At 61.2% G+C, this 19,204-nt stretch carries 16 protein-coding genes and 1 tRNA gene; 6 read left to right on the top strand and 11 right to left on the bottom strand.

Annotated features, from left to right (window positions below; translation table 11 throughout):
* Positions 1–30: 30 nt before the first annotated feature.
* From MMS95_RS07405 to MMS95_RS07425, 5 genes are all read right to left on the bottom strand, one after another.
* Positions 31–2,436, bottom strand: a complete 2,406-nt coding sequence (locus MMS95_RS07405; RefSeq protein ID WP_242141536.1) for a DEAD/DEAH box helicase family protein — start codon at positions 2,434–2,436, stop codon at positions 31–33.
* 389 nt (positions 2,437–2,825) lie between these two features.
* Positions 2,826–4,040, bottom strand: a complete 1,215-nt coding sequence (locus MMS95_RS07410; protein WP_242141537.1) for an integrase arm-type DNA-binding domain-containing protein — start codon at positions 4,038–4,040, stop codon at positions 2,826–2,828.
* 244 nt (positions 4,041–4,284) lie between these two features.
* Positions 4,285–4,379, bottom strand: a tRNA-Sec gene (locus tag MMS95_RS07415).
* 97 nt (positions 4,380–4,476) lie between these two features.
* Positions 4,477–5,820 (bottom strand): esterase-like activity of phytase family protein, encoded by a 1,344-nt coding sequence (locus tag MMS95_RS07420; protein ID WP_242141538.1) that lies wholly within the window; start codon positions 5,818–5,820, stop codon positions 4,477–4,479.
* Between the two features lie 75 nt (positions 5,821–5,895).
* Positions 5,896–7,011, bottom strand: coding sequence for a cyanate transporter (locus MMS95_RS07425; protein WP_347340949.1), 1,116 nt, complete (start codon positions 7,009–7,011; stop codon positions 5,896–5,898).
* A 210-nt stretch (positions 7,012–7,221) separates the two neighbouring features.
* Here MMS95_RS07425 and MMS95_RS07430 point away from each other — a divergent pair, with 210 nt between their 5' ends.
* From MMS95_RS07430 to MMS95_RS07445, 4 genes are all read left to right on the top strand, one after another.
* Positions 7,222–8,076: a LysR family transcriptional regulator gene (locus MMS95_RS07430; RefSeq protein ID WP_135637691.1), complete on the top strand. Its 855-nt coding sequence runs from the start codon at positions 7,222–7,224 to the stop codon at positions 8,074–8,076.
* A 130-nt stretch (positions 8,077–8,206) separates the two neighbouring features.
* Entirely contained in the window at positions 8,207–9,595 is a 1,389-nt protein-coding gene (locus MMS95_RS07435; protein ID WP_242141539.1) for an amidohydrolase family protein, read from the top strand.
* A 100-nt stretch (positions 9,596–9,695) separates the two neighbouring features.
* A complete protein-coding gene (locus MMS95_RS07440; RefSeq protein ID WP_004934049.1) occupies positions 9,696–10,247 on the top strand; it encodes an isochorismatase family protein in 552 nt (183 codons plus the stop codon).
* A gap of 2 nt (positions 10,248–10,249) precedes the next feature.
* The gene (locus tag MMS95_RS07445; protein WP_033631420.1) at positions 10,250–11,173 is read left to right on the top strand and encodes a helix-turn-helix domain-containing protein; all 924 of its coding nucleotides are present in this window, start codon (positions 10,250–10,252) and stop codon (positions 11,171–11,173) included.
* Here MMS95_RS07445 and MMS95_RS07450 read toward each other — a convergent pair.
* Positions 11,168–12,160 carry an acyltransferase gene (locus MMS95_RS07450; protein ID WP_049278450.1) on the bottom strand — a complete coding sequence of 331 codons (993 nt, stop codon included), beginning with the start codon at positions 12,158–12,160 and terminating at the stop codon, positions 11,168–11,170. The two genes, MMS95_RS07445 and MMS95_RS07450, sit on opposite strands and share 6 nt — an antisense overlap.
* Positions 12,161–12,377: 217 nt before the next feature.
* Here MMS95_RS07450 and MMS95_RS07455 point away from each other — a divergent pair, with 217 nt between their 5' ends.
* A complete protein-coding gene (locus MMS95_RS07455; protein ID WP_033633516.1) occupies positions 12,378–13,625 on the top strand; it encodes an MFS transporter in 1,248 nt (415 codons plus the stop codon).
* Positions 13,626–13,678: 53 nt separating this feature from the next.
* Here MMS95_RS07455 and MMS95_RS07460 read toward each other — a convergent pair whose 3' ends face one another.
* Complete coding sequence (locus tag MMS95_RS07460) at positions 13,679–14,305, bottom strand: LysE family translocator (RefSeq protein WP_033631418.1); 627 nt, start codon at positions 14,303–14,305, stop codon at positions 13,679–13,681.
* A 121-nt stretch (positions 14,306–14,426) separates the two neighbouring features.
* Here MMS95_RS07460 and MMS95_RS07465 point away from each other — a divergent pair, with 121 nt between their 5' ends.
* Positions 14,427–15,338: a LysR family transcriptional regulator gene (locus MMS95_RS07465; RefSeq protein ID WP_242141540.1), complete on the top strand. Its 912-nt coding sequence runs from the start codon at positions 14,427–14,429 to the stop codon at positions 15,336–15,338.
* A gap of 11 nt (positions 15,339–15,349) precedes the next feature.
* Here MMS95_RS07465 and MMS95_RS07470 read toward each other — a convergent pair whose 3' ends face one another.
* The 4 genes from MMS95_RS07470 to selA form a co-directional block, all read right to left on the bottom strand.
* A complete protein-coding gene (locus MMS95_RS07470) occupies positions 15,350–15,625 on the bottom strand; it encodes a type II toxin-antitoxin system RelE/ParE family toxin (RefSeq protein WP_033631416.1) in 276 nt (91 codons plus the stop codon).
* Positions 15,625–15,885, bottom strand: coding sequence for a ribbon-helix-helix domain-containing protein (locus MMS95_RS07475; RefSeq protein WP_033631415.1), 261 nt, complete (start codon positions 15,883–15,885; stop codon positions 15,625–15,627). Before MMS95_RS07475 ends, MMS95_RS07470 begins: the two co-directional genes overlap by 1 nt.
* A gap of 82 nt (positions 15,886–15,967) precedes the next feature.
* Positions 15,968–17,809, bottom strand: coding sequence for a selenocysteine-specific translation elongation factor (selB, locus tag MMS95_RS07480; protein WP_033631414.1), 1,842 nt, complete (start codon positions 17,807–17,809; stop codon positions 15,968–15,970).
* Complete coding sequence (gene selA / locus MMS95_RS07485) at positions 17,806–19,200, bottom strand: L-seryl-tRNA(Sec) selenium transferase (RefSeq protein ID WP_156866345.1); 1,395 nt, start codon at positions 19,198–19,200, stop codon at positions 17,806–17,808. The genes selB and selA overlap by 4 nt, the downstream gene beginning before the upstream one ends.
* Positions 19,201–19,204 lie beyond the last annotated feature (4 nt).

Here is a 19,204-nt window from a genome sequence, read left to right on the forward strand (position 1 = left end):
CTATTCGCTTTTTGAGGGCCCGTTGTTTAATCAAGCCTGTTTTTGTTCGGATATGTCGTAGAGAGCCAGTTCCAACGCCTTCACGGCTTGAGTGTATTGCTCTACGCCACCAAAAATCCCCCGCCGGATTTGTGTTTTACTACCAAATTGGTCAAATGGTGGTAATTCCAGCACGTTGGCATCCTCTATGTCTTGTACACCATGATCGGCAAATTTTTCGAGTAGACCTTCCAGTACGGCCTTAGCTTGCTCACCGTATTTACCGAACACATCACGCTTTTTCACGTTGTTGGCCCGCTCACGCCGAGTGAGTGGCTTCTGATCAAAGGCGACGTGGGTTACCAGGTCAAAAGCATCCAGTTCGCTGCCATTAGCGACAGCCTGTTGCAGGATCTCGAATGGTACGCCATGTTCGGCTAATTCCTCTAATACTGCTTGTTTGCGCTCGGCGTTGCTCCAGCGCCGTAGAAAGTTGGTTAGGTTACCAAATTTAGCCCGCAAGGTGCTTTTAATGTCACTTTTAAGCAGGTCTCGGTAGTCCTCAGTGATGAGCTTGCCGTCGACATCAAGATATTGCGAGCGTTCTACCGCTAAACACACATTGACGTCATCAATCACATACCTTACTCGGCCTGCGCTGTGACCAGCCTTATCTGTGAGACTAGGGTCATAGGGTGGAGGTTCGGGTTCTTCTATACTAAGGGGCGTGACGACATCTGGCGGTACCACAGGATCCTCAGGGCGAGGTTCGTAGATCACCACCGGTTCGCCGTCGAAATCGGGATCAGCAAACAGTCGCGTAGCGCCTTTAAAGTCCATGATGGTGAAGTAGAGTTTTTGGTAATCTTCGCGCAGGCGCGTGCCGCGGCCAATAATTTGTTTGAACTCCGTCATCGAGTTGATACTTTGGTCCAAGACAATCAGCTTGCAGGTTTTAGCATCAACGCCCGTGGTGAGTAGCTTAGAGGTAGTGGCAATAACCGGGTAAGGTTCATCGTTGTCGATAAAATAAGAGAGCTGTGCTTTCCCTTCGTTATCGTCTCCGGTAATTCGCATGACGTAACGACGATTATTTGTGGCTCCGGGGATGAGCTTTACCAACTCTTGTCGCATCCTCTCAGCGTGATCTTGGTCGTCACAAAAAACAATCGTCTTGGCCATCGGCTCGGTTGCTTGGAGGTATTCCCATACCTTGTTGGCGACAAGAGCTGTGCGTTTCTCCAGTACTAAAGTGCGATCAAAGTCTTTTGTGTTGTACTGTCGTTGCTCCATGGCCTGGCCTAGCTTATCGATTTTCCCCTTCTCTGGTATGTAGCCGACTGCATCAACATCGGTTGCAATGCGGATCACCTTGTAGGGGGCAAGAAAACCGTCTTCAATACCCTGCTTGAGCGAATAGGTATAAATAGGGTCTCCGAAATAGCTGGTATTGCTTGTTTCCTTGGTTTCTTTCGGTGTGGCAGTCAGACCAAGGTGAGTGGCTGTAGTGAAATAATCTAGTATATCGCGCCATGCTGAGTCTTCCGCGGCACTGCCACGATGGCACTCATCAATCACGACTAAGTCGAAAAAATCCCCTGGAAACTGGCGATAGATTTGCTTCCATTCTTCTTTCCCCGTTACCGCTTGGTAAAGAGCAAGATAGATCTCATAGTTCTTTTTGACTTCACGGTTAGTGATCTTGTGCATCACCTCTCCGAAAGGGGCGAAATCCTGCTGCATGGTCTGGTCGACGAGGATATTGCGATCGGCCAAAAATAGAATACGTTTCTTGGATTTTGCTTTCCATAAACGCCAAATAATCTGAAAAGCTGTATACGTTTTCCCTGTACCAGTGGCCATGACCAGCAATATTCGCTCTTGCCTTCTGGCTACTGCTTCAATGGCACGGTTGATTGCCACACGCTGATAGTAACGTGGTTCGCGACCGCTACCATCGGTATAAAACGGCTGTTCAATCAGCGTTACAGCTTCAGGTGCAACTAATCCTTTCCATTGTTGATATACCGTCCACAAATCGGCCAAGGTCGGGAACTGGGTAAGCTGAAGTTCTCGTTCGACAGGTAGGGAAAGGCCTGTTCGGTCATGCAGGAGAAAACCATCGCCATTGCTACTAATGGCAAACGGCGCGTCTAGCATTTCAGCATAGGCTAGAGCTTGTTGCATACCGTGCCCAATGGAGAACTTCGCCTGTTTGGCCTCTACAACCGCGATCGGCACGTTTGGTCTTGCATAAAGCACATAATCGGCACGTTTAGGACCGCCTTTAGCTTCAGGATTTTTTACTCGAGAGGCCATCTTACCGCGAACCATGACACGACCGTCGGTGAGGTTGACTTCCTCTCGGAACTGATGCTGCTGCCAGCCAGCTTGTTGAATAGCTGGTGTAATGAATTTTGTGCAGATATCACGCTCGCTGAGCAGATATTTATCCATGACAGTAAGCTCCTTCAACGTTCCGGTGTATGTACCTTAAGTACTATGAATAAGCATCAAGTGACCAAGTTTGACAAGGTGTCCATATGAATGAGCATTATTAGCCACAGACCTAAATCCAGCCAATAAAGTGCGCTCCAAAAATTCAAGTTTCATGATACAACACCTCTGTTTCATCGGCTCTCTGATCTCAGTCCAGCCGTGAACACCAGCGATGACAGCTCAAAGAGAGCAAAACAGGGTATCAACTGTGGGTAATCAGCTTTTGCGCTCTGGCGCTCATCACGAATGATGCCTAATACTCAGTTTAAAAATAAGTCCCGCGAAAACCAACAGCACCAGCATCACTGCCAGCGCTGTTGCTCTTCTTCAGAAAATACCACTCTCAACTAAGCACGACACCCAAACTCCCCATGCACCACATTCCCACCGCGCTCCAGGTTGTCCATATAGTCGGCATACCACTGCAGCATCTCGCGTCGCCCATCCAAGTACTTAGCGTGGTTGTAGGTGCCCCGTATACTGTTCTTATCTACATGAGCAAGCTGTGTCTCTATCCATGCCGAGTTGAACCCCTGCTCATGCAAGATCGTGCTCATCGTGTGGCGAAAACCGTGCCCTGTCAGCCTCCCTTTATAACCCAGCAGTTCAATCACCTGATTAATGCTTTCCTTTGATATAGGCTTTGTCCGGTCATTTCTTCCAACAAATACCAACGGATACATACCGGTAATCGGTTTTAGCGACTGAAACAGCTCCACAACCTGCTCCGACAGCGGAACGATATGGGGCCGTTTCATCTTCATCACCTCAGGGGGGATCTCCCAAAGACGCTTCTCAAAGTCAATATCTTCCCAACGCGCAAAGCGTAGTTCCTGGGTACGAACCCCCGTTTGCATGATGATCTGCGTCGCCGTTTTAGTGATCACACTGCCGGTGTAACCAGCCAGATCCCTAATGAAATATGGAAGTTCTTCTGCGGTAAGGAAGGGAAAGTGGGTTTTCTTTGGCGTTGCCAAGGCGGTCGCCAGATCGGGAGCCGGATTGTATTCCGCACGCCCTGTCACAATGGCATAGCGAAATACCTCACCACAACGCTGGCGTACTTTACGCATCTTCTCCAGCGCACCGCGCTTCTCCAAGCGCCGGAGCGTTTCGAGCAGCTCCATCGGCTTAATCTCAGCAATCGGGCGTCGACCAAGATAAGGGAATATGTCCTTCTCGAAGGTATCAATGATTTCATCGCGATAACGTAAAGACCAACGATCGGCCTTTTGCTTATGCCACTCGCGGGTGATAGCCTCAAACGTGTTTTCAGTAGAGAGTTTTTGCGCCAGCTTATCCGCCTTCTTCACCTCACCAGGATCGCCCCCTGCAGCCAAGACTTTACGCGCTTCGTCTCTCTTTTGGCGTGCATCGGCTAAAGAGACATCCGGATAAACGCCGATCGACAGCATCTTTTCCTTGCCGACAAAGCGGTACTTCAGTCGCCAGTATTTTGAGCCATTCGGTTTAACCAGCAGATACATGCCGCCACCGTCAGTTAGCTTGTAGGCCTTATCCATCGGCTTAGCCGTTTTCACCTTAATGTCCGTTAGTGGCATAGCATCTCCATTGAAAATATAAGCAGCGCGGCGTATGTGTGGCACAGCCAAGTCAGAGGAATAAGGGGTTACCACATAGTCTGGGGGTGCCAAAAAACAGCATACAATTTTGCACCCCCTAAAGCACCCCCAAAGTTTTATTGATGTAGGTAGAGCCCGGTTGAGTTCCGGAGACAATAATGAGCATTTAATCCAGTTATTACGGGGGTTTTGTTGATTTTAGGAGAGTGTGGGAGATACTGATTGGCGGAAGATCACAGGAGTCGAACCTGCCCAGGACCGCTGGCGGCCCCAACCGGATTTGAAGTCCGGCCGCCCCACCGGGGACGAGGATCTTCCTTGGAGAAGAGGGAAGCAAGGCGCTGATTATAGCGCAGTTCGTTCGCTGCGCTAAGCGGGAAATGGCGGCCGCCGGCGATTCGGCGGCCGGGGAGCGCTACTTCAGGAAATCCTTCACGTCCAGCAGGATGAACTCGTTGTCATCCGCCATATTAGGCTGGCGGCTGGAGGAGAACGGGAAGTTGTTGTCGTTGCCGACGATGATGTGGTTGGCGTCCACCACGTCCACGTTCTCGATGGTGAAGAACGGGAAGGTCAGCACGCCGTCGTTCAGCGGCTTGCGCGCCAGCTTGTTCGGATCCTGAATGTTCATCAGGTCGATATAACCCAGTTTCTCGACCGGTTTACCGACGTTGGCGTCCGAGAAGGCGATTTTATACACCCGCTTGAACTTGGCCAGCTGGCTGAAGCAGTTGTCGGTCGGCGCGCCGGCGGCGCAGGCTTTATCCGGCGTGCCTTCGCCGTTGTCGCGCTCGATCACCAGCCCGTGGGTGGCGTCGATCATGTTGAAGTCGCCGATGGCGTTCTGGTTGTCTTCCAGTACGTACTGCCAGCTGCGGCCGGTCCAGGCCTGCTGTTTGACGTCGAACTCCAGCACCCGCAGGTAGCGTTTGCCGCCGACGTTCTCGAACTGTTCGCCGTCCCACAGCGCCCCTTCCAGCAGCGGGTACAGCTTGCTGCCGTCCGGCGAGGCGGCCATGCCTTCAAAGCCTTTGGAACGCGCCACCTGGAAGTTCTGTTTGCCGTCCGGCGCGCCCGGCAGGGTCAGCGTCGGGTTGTCCGGCGATTTCACTACTTTGCCATCCACCTGGGTGTCGAACACCGCCAGCACTTTGCCGTTCAGGTCGGCCTTGATCAGGTAAGGCCCAAATTCTTCGCCGATCCACAAGGCATCGTCGGCAAACTGGAAGCTTTCCGGATCGAAATCGCTGCCGGTCAGATAGCGCTGCTCGGTGCTCTCGTTGATGATGTGGAACGGCACCTTTTTATCCGGATCGTGCAGGAACACCGTCTTCAGCGGCGCGACCGTGCCGTCTTTGAAATCGATCTTGTAGTGGTTGAGGTACAGCATGGCGTCCGGCGAGTTGGCCTTGCTGCCGAAACCGTTGTCGGTCAGCACCCAGTAGGTGCCGTCGGGCATGTGTTTGATGCCGGAGTGGCCCTGCAGCGGCTGGCCGTTGATCGGCAGGCCGATCCCGGTCAGGCGATCGGCGGATTTGCCCGCCACGCTGCCCAGCTCGGTGACGCGTTTGCCGCTGGTGTATTTGCCGCTCTGTTGCAGATCGCTCGGCGCGTCCTTCGGTGTGGCAACGGCGGATTTTACCGGCAGCAGCGCATGCCCGGCCAGCGTCGCCTGCACCGGCTGCGCCTCGGCCCACAGGTTGGTGCTCAGCGCCATGCAGCCGACCAGCAGCGCCAGCCGGGTTTTGGTGTTGTACATGTCATTGTCCCTTTTCGTTGTTATCGCCCAGAAGTAAAAGCAACGTCACTATAGGGAGCGGCAATGACAGAAATATTATTCGGCGAACGCCCGCCGGTAGCTGTGCGGGTGGAAGCGCCAGGTAATGGCGATCAGCACTACCACCAGCAGCGCGTGGATCTGCCAGTCCAGCACGAAGCCGCCGCTGTAGTCGCGCAGCAGGCCGGAGAGGTAGGGCGTCACGCCCGCCAGCAGGAAGCCGACGCCCTGCATAAAGGCCACCAGCCGCCCTGCCGCCGCCGGCTGGTGCAGGTGATCGAGCGCCAGCACCAGGCACAGCGGGAACGCGCCGCCCAGCCCCAGCCCGGAAAGCAACACCCACAGCCACGGCAGCGTTTGCGGCAGGTAAATCAGGCCGATAAAGCCGATCAGTTGCATCATCAAGGCCAGCAGCAGCAGCGGCCGCCGGTCATGATTGCGCGCCAGCGCTGGCAGCAGCAGCGCGCCCATCACCTGGCCAAAGGTCATCAGCGCCAGCAGCGAACCGCTGGCCTGCGGCTGCCAGCCAAGCTGCATGTAATACGGCGGCAGCCAGGCGATCAGGCTGGTATAGCCGCCGTTGATCAGGCCGAAATAGGCGCCGAGCAGCCAGGCGCGCCGGTTGCGCAGCAGGCTTGAGCCGCGGTGTTCGCCCGCCGCGCCCAGGCGAGACAGCCCGCGGCTGACCGGCCACCAGGCCAATAGCGCCACCAGGGCCGGCAACGCCCACCAGGCCAGCGCGCTGTGCCAGTCATGCCCCGCGCTCATCAGCCATGGGGTGATCGCCGCACCCAGCCCGCCGCCGCCCATCAGCGCCGCCGACCACAGCCCCGCCACCAGCGCCATGCTTTTAAGGAAGTGATGCTTGATGATGCCGGGCATCACCGCCTGGATCACCCCGATGCCGAGCCCGCCCAGCACCGCGCTCATTAACAGTTGCACGCTGCCGGGGGCCAGTTCGCGCCAAAGCGCGCCCAGCCCGATCGCCAGCAGGCTCAACGCCACGGCGCTGCGTTCGCTGAACAGTCGGTTGATGGCGCCGCCCGCCAGCGCCATCAGCCCCATCATCAGCACCGGCAGCGTGGTCAGCAGCGCCGCGCCGCCAAAACTCAGCCCGGTGACCTGGCGCAACGTCGGCAGCAACGGGCCGATCGAAGTCAACAGCGGCCGCATGTTCAGGCCGATCAACACCAGCGCCAGCAACAGAGGGTTGAGCCAGCGACGTGGAGAAGGTGAATTAACAGAATGATTTAACACGGTATATTCCTGGTACTGCAAAATGAAGAGTGCGGCGTCACAGCGCGATCGCCGCAGCGTTGCGTTACTGTAGGCAACGCCGCTAGTATTGGGAAATTAAATAATAAAATAGCCAACAGTGGGAAAATGAATCGCTACCCGATGTTCAATCCGCAGCTGCTGCTCAGCTTCGTCGCCGTGTGCGACAGCAACAGCTTCACCCGCGCCGCAGAGCGGGTGTTCTTGTCGCAGTCCACCGTCAGCCAGCAGGTGCGCCGGCTGGAAGAGATGCTGGGCAAGCCGCTGTTTGAACGCTCCTCGCATCAGGTGCTGCTGACCGAAGAAGGCGTCAAGCTGTTGAGCTACGCGCGCCGCATTATCGCGCTGAATGAAGAAGCCCATGACGCGCTGACCGGCATCTGGCGCGACGGCGTGCTGCGAATCGGTATGCCGGAAGATTTCGCCGTGCCCACCACCGAGCTGCTGGCGGAATTCAGCCGCGAGCACCCGCACCTGCGGCTGGACGTCGCCAGCGGCCTGAGCGCCGATCTGCACAGCGCCTACGCGCGTGAAGAGCTGGATCTGATCCTGGTGAAGCAGCGCCGCCGGCAACCGCCGCGCGCCGCGCGGCCGGAACCGCTGCTGTGGCTGGACAGCCTGGCCTTCCCGGCCATCGAGCAATCGCCGGTGCCGCTGGCGGTGTTTCCACTCAGCGGCCTGTACCGCGACGAGCTGTGCCAGGCGCTCGACAACCTCGGCAAACGCTGGCGCATCGGCTACAGCAGCGCCAGCCTGGCGGCGCTGACCGCCGCTTCCGCCGCCGGGCTGGGCGTCACCCTGCTGCCGGCCAGCTGTCGTTTACCCACGCACCGGGTGCTGGGGGCGGCCGAAGGATTGCCGCCGATAGACAGCTTCGAACTGGCGCTCTACTACCGCGACGGCGCCCCCGCCGCCACGCTGGCGCTGGCCCAGCGTCTGACGGTGTTTTGCGGGTTGATATAAACGCCAGCGCACGCCGGTCATTACCAAATCGAATAGTTACCAGTGGCAAATGTCGCTGCCAACCGGCCGGTTCCTCTCCTAAATTGGGGGATGTTTTCACCCACCTCACCTCTGGATTAAGGAACCGAACGTGGAAAACCCTCAACAACCGGGCCGCAGAGCCTTCCTCAGCCAAACCGGCAAACTCACCACCGCCTGCGCGGTGATCGGCCTGACCGGTGGCGTGGCACAGGCCGCGTCTCCTGGCGGCGAGCAGTGTGCGCCAACGCCGATGACCCTGACCGATCGCCACTACTGCCTGAGCGAGGTGCGGCTGGAAGACGGCTTTGAATACGACGGCGACACGGTGATCGGCACCCGCACCGCGCTGTACACGCTTGAGATCAAAGACGGCAAGATCGCCGCCATTCACGCCGCCAACGCTGCGTTGCCCGCCGGCGTGCCCCGCTATCAGGCGCAGGGCCAGCTGCTGCTGCCGGCGTTTCGCGATATGCACATCCACCTGGATAAAACCTTCTACAGCGGCCCGTGGCAGGCGCCGCGCCCGCGCCAGGGCAAAACCATCATGGACATGATCGCGCTGGAGCAGACGCTGATCCCGAAACTGCTGCCCACCTCGCAGCAGCGGGCGGAAAATCTGATCGCCCTGCTGCAATCCAAAGGCAGCACCGTGGCGCGCAGCCACTGCAATATCGATCCGGTCAGCGGCCTGAAAAGCCTGGAGCACCTGCAGCGCGCGCTGGAAAACCACCAGGCGGACTTCAGCTGTGAAATCGTCGCCTTCCCGCAGCACGGCCTGCTGCACTCCAGGGTCGATGCGCTGATGCGCGAAGCGATGCAGATGGGCGTGCAGTACGTCGGCGGGCTGGATCCGACCAACGTCGACGGCGCGATGGAGAAATCGCTGGACGCCATGTTCCAGATCGCCCTCGATACCAGCAAAGGCGTGGATATCCACCTGCATGAAACCAGCCCGGCCGGGGTCGCCGCCATCAACTACATGATCGCCACCGTGGAGAAAAACCCGGCGCTGCGCGGCAAGGTCACCATCAGCCACGCTTTCGCCCTGACCACGCTGACGCCGGGCGAACTGGCGGAAACCGCCACCCGGCTGGCGGCGCAGCAGATCACCATCGCCTCCACGGTGCCGATCGGCAGCCTGATGATGCCGCTGCCGCAGCTCAGCGAGAAAGGGGTGTTCGTGATGACCGGCACCGACAGCGTGATCGACCACTGGTCGCCGTTCGGCACCGGCGACATCCTGGAGAAGGCCAACCTGTACGCCCAGCTGTACCGCGGCTCCGACGAGTATCACCTGTCGCGCGCCATGGCCATCTCCACCGGCGGCGTGCTGCCGCTGGACGATAAGGGCCAGCGCGCCTGGCCGAAAGCCGGCGATGCCGCCGAGTTCGTGCTGGTCAACGCCAGCTGTTCCGCCGAGGCGGTCGCCCGCCTGCCGGCGCGCAGCGCCACCTTCCATCAGGGGCGCCTGGTGGCTGGCCAGGTGAGCAAAGCCTAAGGTCGGTCCGCTGTTGTCATCATGATGGCCGTTTTTGGCCTTCTGCCAGAGTAATGAGCGGCGCAATATGGTCGCTACACACACTGGCGGAGGGCCGAAAATGTCACAGAGCGCGTTATTGATCATCGATGTCCAGCAATCATTCCAGCACCGTCCATTCTGGCAGGAGGACGATCTGCCGGCGTTTCAACAGGCGCTGACCCGTCTGATCGCGGGCTGTCAGCAACGCGGCGCGGCGCTGGTCGACGTGCTGCACGTCTCGCCGCAGGGGCCGTTCTCGCTGGCTTCGGGCCACGTGCAGCGCCTGCCATTCCTCACCCACCAAGCGGATATCACCGTGCATAAGCATGTACACAATGCGCTGACCGAATCCGGCCTCGACGCCTGGCTGCGCGAGCGGGATATCAACCACCTGATCATCTCCGGCATCCGCACCGAACAGTGCTGTGAAACCACCACCCGGGTGGCGTCCGATCTCGGTTATCGGGTGACCTTCGTCACCGAGGCGACGCTGACCTTCCCGATGCGCCATCCCGACGGTGAAGTCTTTACCCCCGCGCAGCTGAAGCGGCATACTGAAACCGTACTGGTCGATCGTTTCGCCCGCATCGCCAGCGTGGATGAGGCGCTGGCGCAACTCGCACAGGAGTAACCATGCCGCAGGCCGTCTATTTTCTGCTGTTGCCCAACGTGCTGTCGCTCGACGTCAGCGGCCCGGCGGAAACCCTGCGCCTCGCCGGGTCGTTCAGCCTGCGTTACCTCAGCCCGGCGCCGCAGCTCGTCTGCTCCATCGGCATGACGCTGAGCGGCCTGCAGCCGTTGCCCGAACGCCTGGAAGACGGCGCCATCCTGGTGTTGCCAGGCGTCGGCGATTCGCAGCGCTATTTCGCCGGTGAAGAGGCCGAGCAGGCCCGCCGCTGGCTGGCGACGCTGCGGCCCGATCTGCAGCGGCAGCGCATCACCCTGGTGTGCATCTGCTCCGGCGCGCTGCTGGCGGCGCAGGCCGGGCTGCTCGACGGCTATCAGTGCACCACCCACCACGACGTCATCGAACGTATCCGCCTGCAGGCGCCGGCGGCGCAGGTGAAAGAGAACCGCATCTTCGTCGAAGACCGCGGCGTCTATACCAGCGCGGGCATCACCACCGGCATCGATTTGGCACTGCACCTGGTCCACCGCCACTGCGGCTCCGGCCGGGCGCGCGACGTCGCACGCGACATGGTGGTTTATTTCCGCCGCGCCGGCGACGATCCGCAGCTGTCGCCCTGGCTGCGTTACCGCAACCACCTGCACCCGGCGGTGCACCGCGCGCAGGACGTGATGGCCGCCGAGCCGGAAGCCGACTGGTCGGTGCCGCAGGTGGCGGAGAAGGCGCACGTCAGCAGCCGCCATCTGGCGCGGCTGTTTCGCAGCCACGTCGGCATCAGCGTGCGGGAATATCATGAACAGCTGCGGTTGGCGGTGGCGCAACAGCGCCTGCAGCAAGGGTATGGGTTGGAGAAGGCCGCGCTGGCGGCCGGTTTTTCTTCCGGGCGGCAGCTGCGCCGCGCCCAGCAGCGCCAGCGCTCGCCGCTATGACACCAGCCGGCGGGTATCCAGCCGCTGCAGGCCGACAGACAGCAGCAGGCTGCCCCCCAGCGCCACGCCGAACACCCAGAAGATATCCAGCAGCGGGTGGCCGGTGAAATCCAAGTGCCGGCTGCGCATCACGTTAACGATAAGGGCGTGAAAACCGTAAATCGCCAGCGAATGGCGGGAAAATACGCTCAGCCAGCCGATCGGCTGCGGCAAACAGTGTTTCACCCACACCAACAGCGCCACCGCCGCCATAAACACCAGCGGGCCGCTGTAGATGTAGTAGGTATCGGCGAAGTTGCCGTTGATGAACAGCTGATGCTTGGTGCCGCGCGCGATCAGCGCCACGCACAGCGCAAATCCTAGCGCCGCCAACCAGCCCACGGCGCGCCCGCGCGCCTCCATCATGCCAATCGCCCGCCCGGCCAACGCATACAGCAGGTAGTAGAAGGTATCGCCGTAGATATACAGGTTAACCGGCAGCAGGTGCGCGTTGCCGAAGGCCAGCTTGTCGGTATTCGGGTTGGCGAGCGCCGCCAACACCACCAGCGCGACGGCCAGATAGCGGCGCGACACCGGCTTGACGCTGATCAGCGGCGACAGCAGGTAAATCACTGCGATGGCGTAGAAAAACCACAGGTGGTAAAACACCGGCTTTTGCAGGATGCCGCGCAGCGACGGCCAGAAACCGATCTTGGTAAAGGCCGCGATATAGATCAGCGCGATGGCGCTGTAGAACAGAATGCAGCAGGCGATGCGGGTGAAATGCCGCCGGCCGGCGCTCTTTTCGCCGAAGAACAGGTAGCCGGAAATCATGAAGAACAGCGGCACCGATACGCGCGACAGTGAGTTCAGCACGTTGGCGATGTCCCAGTTGTGCAACCCTATCGCCGCGCCGTTGGTGACGTAATAGGTGGTGGCGTGGATCATCACCACCATCATGCACGCCATCGCCCGCAGGTTGTCTATCCAGCCGATTTTCTCGCTCAAACGCTCGCCCGATCTTGTGTCATATTGATATGTTAAGAAGAGGTTATCGGGCACGGCGTTCGGCGACAACCCAAAAGCGAAATATCAGAATGCACTTAAACAACACCTTATGATTGCGAAGGTGAACAATTGGCGGCAAAATAGCCGCCACAACTCGCTCAGTTTGCGCTTCCCGCCCTGGCAGTTCCTTTTTCTCTTTTACTATCAGTACAATAATATGAAAACGACATTACCACCTGCGGCACGTTTGGGCCGACAGGCGCTTTTATTCCCTCTTTGTCTGGTGCTGTTCGAGTTCGCCACCTATATCGGCAACGATATGATTCAGCCGGGCATGCTGGCCGTCGTGGCGGATTTCAACGCCGGCGAAGAGTGGGTGCCCACCTCGATGACCGCCTATCTGGCCGGCGGCATTTTCCTGCAGTGGCTGCTCGGGCCGCTGTCGGATCGTCGCGGCCGTCGCCCGGTGATGCTGGCCGGGGTGGCGTTCTTCATCGTCTCCTGCCTGGCGATCCTGCTGGTCACCACCATCGAGCAGTTTATCGCCATGCGTTTCCTGCAGGGCATCGGCCTGTGCTTTATCGGCGCGGTCGGCTACGCCACCATCCAGGAGTCGTTCGAGGAGGCGGTGTGCATCAAAATCACCGCCCTGATGGCTAACGTGGCGCTGATCGCCCCGCTGCTCGGGCCGCTGGCCGGCGCGGCGCTGATCCACGTCGCGCCGTGGCAGAGCATGTTTGTGCTGTTTGCGGCGCTGGCGGCCATCGCCTTCTACGGCCTGTGGAAAGCGATGCCGGAAACCGCCACGCTGCAGGGCGAGGCGTTTTCCGCCGCCAACCTGTGGCGCGACTACCGCCAGGTGCTGGGCAACCGCCGCTTCCTGTGCGGCGCCCTGGCGATCGGTTTCGCCAGCCTGCCGCTGCTGGCCTGGATCGCCCAATCGCCGGTGATCCTGATCAGCGGCGAGTCGCTGTCGACGCTGGACTACGGCCTGCTGCAGATCCCGGTGTTCGGCGCGCTGATCCTCGGCAACCTGACGCTGGCACGCCTGACCGGCAAAAACAGCGTGGAGCGCCTGATCAAGCTGGGCGCAGGCCCGATGCTGCTGGGGCTGCTGATCGCCGCGCTGGCGACCCAGTTCTCCAGCCACGCCTACCTGTGGATGACCGCCGGCCTGAGTCTGTACGCCTTCGGCATTGGCCTGGCCAACGCCGGGCTGTACCGCCTGACGCTGTTCTCCAGCAACGTCAGCAAGGGCACAGTGTCGGCCACTATGGGCATGCTGAGCATGATGGTGTTCACCGTCGGCATCGAGCTGGCCAAGGTCGCCTACGTCTGGGGCGGCAGCGGGCTGTTCAACCTGTTCAACCTCATCAGCGGCCTGTGCTGGCTGACGCTGGTGGCGCTGTTCCTCGCCAAACGCCGCAACGGCGACCCCACGCCGCAGCCGAACGGCGCGGCGTAAACGCGACGATAAAACGCCGGTCCGGTTTCCCGACCGGCGTTTTTTATGCGGCTTCAGCCGAGCAGCCCCCACAGCGCATACCCCGTTCCCACCACCGCCACCCCCAACAGCAGCAACGCCGACAGGACAGAGATCGCCCGCCGCGCGCGCTGCAGCGCCGTTCCCGACAGCAGGGTGATATAGGTCAGCAAAATGGCGAAGTCCGCCAGCACCCACAGCGCGGTCAGCAGCGTCAGGCTGGCGCCGATCGAGGGGGTGACGGCGATGAACTGCGGGAAAAAGGCGACGAAGAAGATAATGTCTTTGGGGTTGGCGATGCCCACCAGAAAACCGTTCAGGATCGCCGAGCGTTTTTGCGGCGGCGCAACGGGCTGCACATCGGGGGCTCGCGCGGATAAATCCTCATACAGCGAGACGATCGCCATACGGCCGATAAACAGGCAACCCAGCAGGCCTATCCACTGCAGCAAGCGCATATCCACGGCGAACAGCCCGGTGATAATCAGCGCGGCGACGCCGATCAGCAACAAGGAGGCTCCGTTGCTGCCCAGCGCGGTCAACAGCGCACGCCGGGCGCCAAAGCGCGCCGCGGTGTTGGCCACCATCGCCACCACCGGCCCCGGCGCGGCGATCAGCAACAAAATGGCGGCGAAATACGCCGCCAGCAACGACAGGTTCATCTTTATTTCACTCACATTCAGTCAGTTGGCGTCGCGCCATTATCATGCCGCCGCCCCCGCCTTGAAAAAGGAGTAATCCTGTCGTTTACTGTGAATCAGACTCATTATTAGAGACGCCGCGATGGCCAGTTCCCTTCCGCCGCTTTACGCCCTGCGCGCCTTCGAAAGCGCCGCCCGCACCGGCTCGTTCACGCTGGCCGCCGAGGAGCTGCATCTCACCCCGAGCGCGGTCAGCAAGCACATCAAAACGCTGGAGCAGCACTTCGGCTGCCGGCTGTTCCAGCGCAACGGCCCGCGTATCGAGGTCACGCCGCAGGGGAAAATCTTCGCCGCCGAGCTGCAGCAAGGGTTTGGCCGCATCGAGCAAGCCTGTGAGCTGTTCAGAAGCCACCGCGATCTGCTGCGGCTGAAGGCGCCCTCCACCCTGACTCTGCGCTGGCTGCTGGACTGCCTGAGCCGGTTCCGGCAAACGGCGCAGGCGTTCGAGGTGCAGGCAGCCAGCGTCTGGATGGACATCGACAGCGTGGATTTTTTCAGCGAACCCTACGACTGCGCCATCCTGCTCGGCAACGGCCATTTTGGCGCCAATACCGCCGCCGCCAAGCTGTTCGACGAATGGCTGATCCCGATTTGCACCCCCGCGCTGCTCGCCGACGGGCAGCGGGATCTCGCCGCCTGCCCGCTGATCCACCCTTCGCCCGATCGGCGCGACTGGCGGCGCTGGCTGCAGAAAAGCGGCATCGCGACCCCGATCGATCTCATGCGCGGCCAGGTATTTGATTCGCTGGAACAGGGCAACGCGGCGGCCATCGCCGGGCACGGCGTCTCGATCGGCGATCTGGCGCTGAGCCTGCGGACGATTGAGGAGGGATTATTGGTGTTGCCTTGTGACGTCGCCGTGCGCACCGGCGACGGTTACTATCTGGTTTGGCCGGAAGAATCGGCAAAACGGCCGCTGATCGAACGTTTACAGGCGTTTCTCACCGCCCAAACGCCCGACGTCAGCCGGGCCGCCGTCAGGTTTATCGGGTAGGGGAATTCGGCCTATCGCTCTTCGCGGGTATGCCAAATACGCAGAACATAAATCGCTGCCGGCTGTACCTGATAACGTATCTCATAGCGGCCGACCAGAATACGCCTCACTTCCTGCGGTAAAAACTCGTCCAATCTTTCACCCAGGCGGGGATTATCGAGCAACGCTTTAGGCGCGGCGACCAAGGCCTTCACCGAATTCGCTGCCGCAGTGCGGTTAGCCAAGGCAAGAAACTCAAACAAACGCGCCAAATCCGATAGCGCCTTACTCGTCCATTTTAATTCCATCAGCGCGGTACCGGCAGCGGCTCGTCACTGTCCAGGCTGGCCGCCCAGGCTTCTACCGACTCATGATCGATAACGTTTTGCTGTTCGACATCGGCCAGCGCCGCCAGCGTTAATCGACGGCGCTCTTCCTCTTGCTCGAGCCAGGCGGTGAGGGCTTGCTTCACTATCCATCCCCGCGAGCGTTCAAGTTTGGCGGCCATTTCATCCACCTTTTCAGCCAAAGGCAGCGGGACATGAGCGGTGATGACTTTCGTATTCATCGTCTTGCTCCTCAGTACAATCAACATCAATCAAAGTGATTAAAGCTGATTATACCGCCATTGGAGAACAAAAAACATGCAATCAGTTGCCGAACAACCCGCCGTCGCGCAGCAGATGCTCGTTGCCCTTGCGGCGGGTAAAGCCGCTGCGATCGAAGAACTCCAGCACCTGGATCGCCAGCTTGCGCCCGACGCCGAGCCGATCGCGGAAATCGGCGGCGTTGGCGCCCCCGCGCTCCGCATCCAGCTCGCGGATCAGCGCCGCGAACTGATCGATGCGTCGGCTGAGGTAGTAGCGATCCACCACCACCGCCGTCACATGGCCCAGCTGAGCCGCCTTGCGCAACAGCGCGCGCACCCGGCTCTCCTCTTCGCCCAGCTCGCTCGCCAGATCGCGCACCCACCACGGCTCGTCGCCGAACAGCGGTTCGATGCGCGCCCACAGCGGCGCCTCTTCGGCGCTGAACGCCAGGCCGTGTTCCGGCAGGTGCAGCCAGCCGCGCGTATTGCGCAGCGCGCCGGCCCGCAGCAGCCGATCGATCATCATAAACACCAGCGTTTCCGGCTGCTGAGGCAGGGCCATGCGCCGCAGGCGGGCGCGCCCTAAGCCCAGCTGATCGGCGTGCTGTTGGTGGTACTCCGCCAGCACCTGCAGCAGGCGGCTTTCCGCCTGTTGCACCTGATCCTGCGCCAGCGCCCGGTCACCGACGATCAGCAGATCGCGGTTCGCCAGCAGCTCGTCCAGGCCATCGTCCGTCAATTGACGCGCCCAAGCGAACGCTGCCAGTGACAGCGCGCCGTGCGGCAATTCAAGCGCCAGCGCCTGCGCATCGTCTTGCGCCAGCGCCAGGGCTTGCAGCCATGCCAGATAGTCCGGCTGACGCTTGCCGCGCTTGGGCGCATTCAGCCTGAGCACCCGAGCCGCGCCCAGCGTTTGCCGCGCGCCGATATCGCGCAGCACCAGCCGATCGTTCTGCGCCAACCACAGCGGACGATCGAGGATCAGTTCCGCCAGCCCGTCGTTCAGCAACGAGATGCGCCCGGTGATGTGGCTGGCGGCATGGTGCAGATGCAGCGGCTGCCAATGGCGGATCGGCCGATCCGTCTCCAGCGCCACCAGAATGCGTTCCGCCGCTTCGTGCGGACGCTGCGCCAGCAGCCAATCGCCGCGCGCGACCCGCTCTTTATCGACATCGCCGCTGATGTTAAGCGCAATGCGCTGCCCGGCCTGCGCATGTTCCACGGTCTGATTCTGGGCATGCAGGCCGCGCACCCGCACCGGCGCGTCGGCGCCGGTCAGCCACAGCGTATCCCCCACCTTCACCCGGCCGCCGAGCGCGGTGCCGGTCACCACCAGCCCCGCCCCTTTGACGCTGAACGCGCGGTCTACCGCCAGGCGAAAACGGCGCGTCAGCGCATGTTCAGCGGGCGACAACGCCAGCAAATGCGCGCGCAGCGCCTCGATGCCCTCGCCCGCCGCCGCCGCGGTCACGAACAGCGGCGCATCGGGCCACCCCTGGCTCGCCAGCTCGTCGCGCACCTGACCGCGCACCTCATCGACACGCGCCGCCTCCACCCGGTCGGCCTTGGTCAGCGCCACCGTCAGCGCCGGGCGCCCGCTCAGGCGCAGGATCGCCAGATGCTCGCGGGTTTGCGCCATCACGCCGTCGTCGCAGGCCACCACCAGCAACGCATGGTCGATGCCGCCGACGCCCGCCAGCATGTTGGCGAGGAATTTCTCGTGGCCGGGCACGTCGATAAAGCCCAGCACCCGGCCGTCCGGCTGCGGCCAGTAGGCGTAACCCAGATCGATGGTCATGCCGCGGCGCTTTTCTTCCGGCAGGCGATCCGCGTTGATCCCGGAGATCGCCTGCAGCAGGGTGGTTTTGCCATGATCGACATGGCCGGCGGTGGCGATGATCATGATGCGCTCAGCGCTGCGATCAGCGCCCCTTCCTGTTCCAGACAGCGCAGATCAAGCCACAGCCGGCCGTCGCCGAGGCGGCCGATCACCGGCTGCGGCAGACGGCGCCAGCGTTCGGCCAGCGCTTCCAGCGTGGCGCCGCGGCCGTCGCGCGGCGTGAAGGTCAGGGCATAGCTGGGCAGGCGATCCACCGGCAGCGAACCGCTGCCTATCTGCGACCAGCAGGGTTCGGCGCGCAGGTCGAAATCGGTGGTGAACCGCGGCGTCAGCGCCGCCAGCAGCCGCTCGGCCGCCTGTTGCATCTCCTGCTGCGGGCGGGTCAGCAGCCGCAGCGTCGGCAGCTGCTCAGCCAGTTTTTCCGGCTGCAAATAAAGCCGCAGCGTGGCCTCCAGGGCCGCCAGCGTCAGCTTGCCGACGCGCAGCGCGCGCTTGAGCGGATGCTGCTGCAGGCGCGCGATCAGCGCCTTTTTGCCGACGATGATGCCAGCCTGCGGGCCGCCCAGCAGCTTATCGCCGGAGAACGTCACCAGATCGACGCCGGCGGCCAGCAGCCGCTGCGGCATCGGCTCGGCGGGCAGGCCGTACTGCGCCATATCGATCAGCGAGCCGCTGCCCAGATCGGTGGCGGTCGGCACGCCCTGTTCGGCCCCGAGCTGCGCCAGTTCGGCCTCGTCGACCGCCGCGGTAAAGCCCTGAATGCTGTAGTTGCTGGTGTGCACTTTCATTAACAAACCAGTCTGCTCGTTGATGGCCTGGCGGTAATCCTTCAGATGGGTGCGGTTGGTGGTGCCGACCTCGACCAATTGACAGCCGGCCTGGCGCATCACGTCGGGAATGCGGAACGCGCCGCCGATTTCCACCAGCTCGCCGCGCGACACCACCACCTCTTTGCCGGGGGAGATCGCCGCCAGCATCAGCAGCACCGCCGCCGCGTTGTTATTGACGATGCAGGCGTCTTCCGCGCCGGTCAGCCGGCACAGCAGATCCGCCACCGCCCGATCGCGATGGCCACGCCCGGCGCCGTCCAGATCGTACTCCAGCGTCACCGCCTCCCCCATCACCGCGTTCACCGCATCCTTCACCGGCTGCGCCAGCAGGGCGCGCCCGAGGTTGGTGTGCAGCACGGTGCCGCTGAGGTTGAACACCGGCAGCAAAGCCGGGCGTTGCTGCCGGGCCAGCTCGGCCCGCAGCGCCTGCGGCCAGTCGCCGCACCAGGCGGGTAAACGTTGCTGTTGCCTGATAGCGGCGCGCGCCTCGGCCTGCAGCCGGCGCAGCAGTTCGCCGATCAGCGTCTGGCCATGCTGCGCCACCAGCGGTTCAATCGCGGGTTCACGCAGCAGGCGGTCGATGGCGGGCAGTTGGCTGTAAAGAAGGTGGGATTCAGTGCTCATGGTC

The organism is Serratia sp. PGPR-27 (genome assembly GCF_022678525.1).
GTDB lineage: Bacteria > Pseudomonadota > Gammaproteobacteria > Enterobacterales > Enterobacteriaceae > Serratia > Serratia nematodiphila.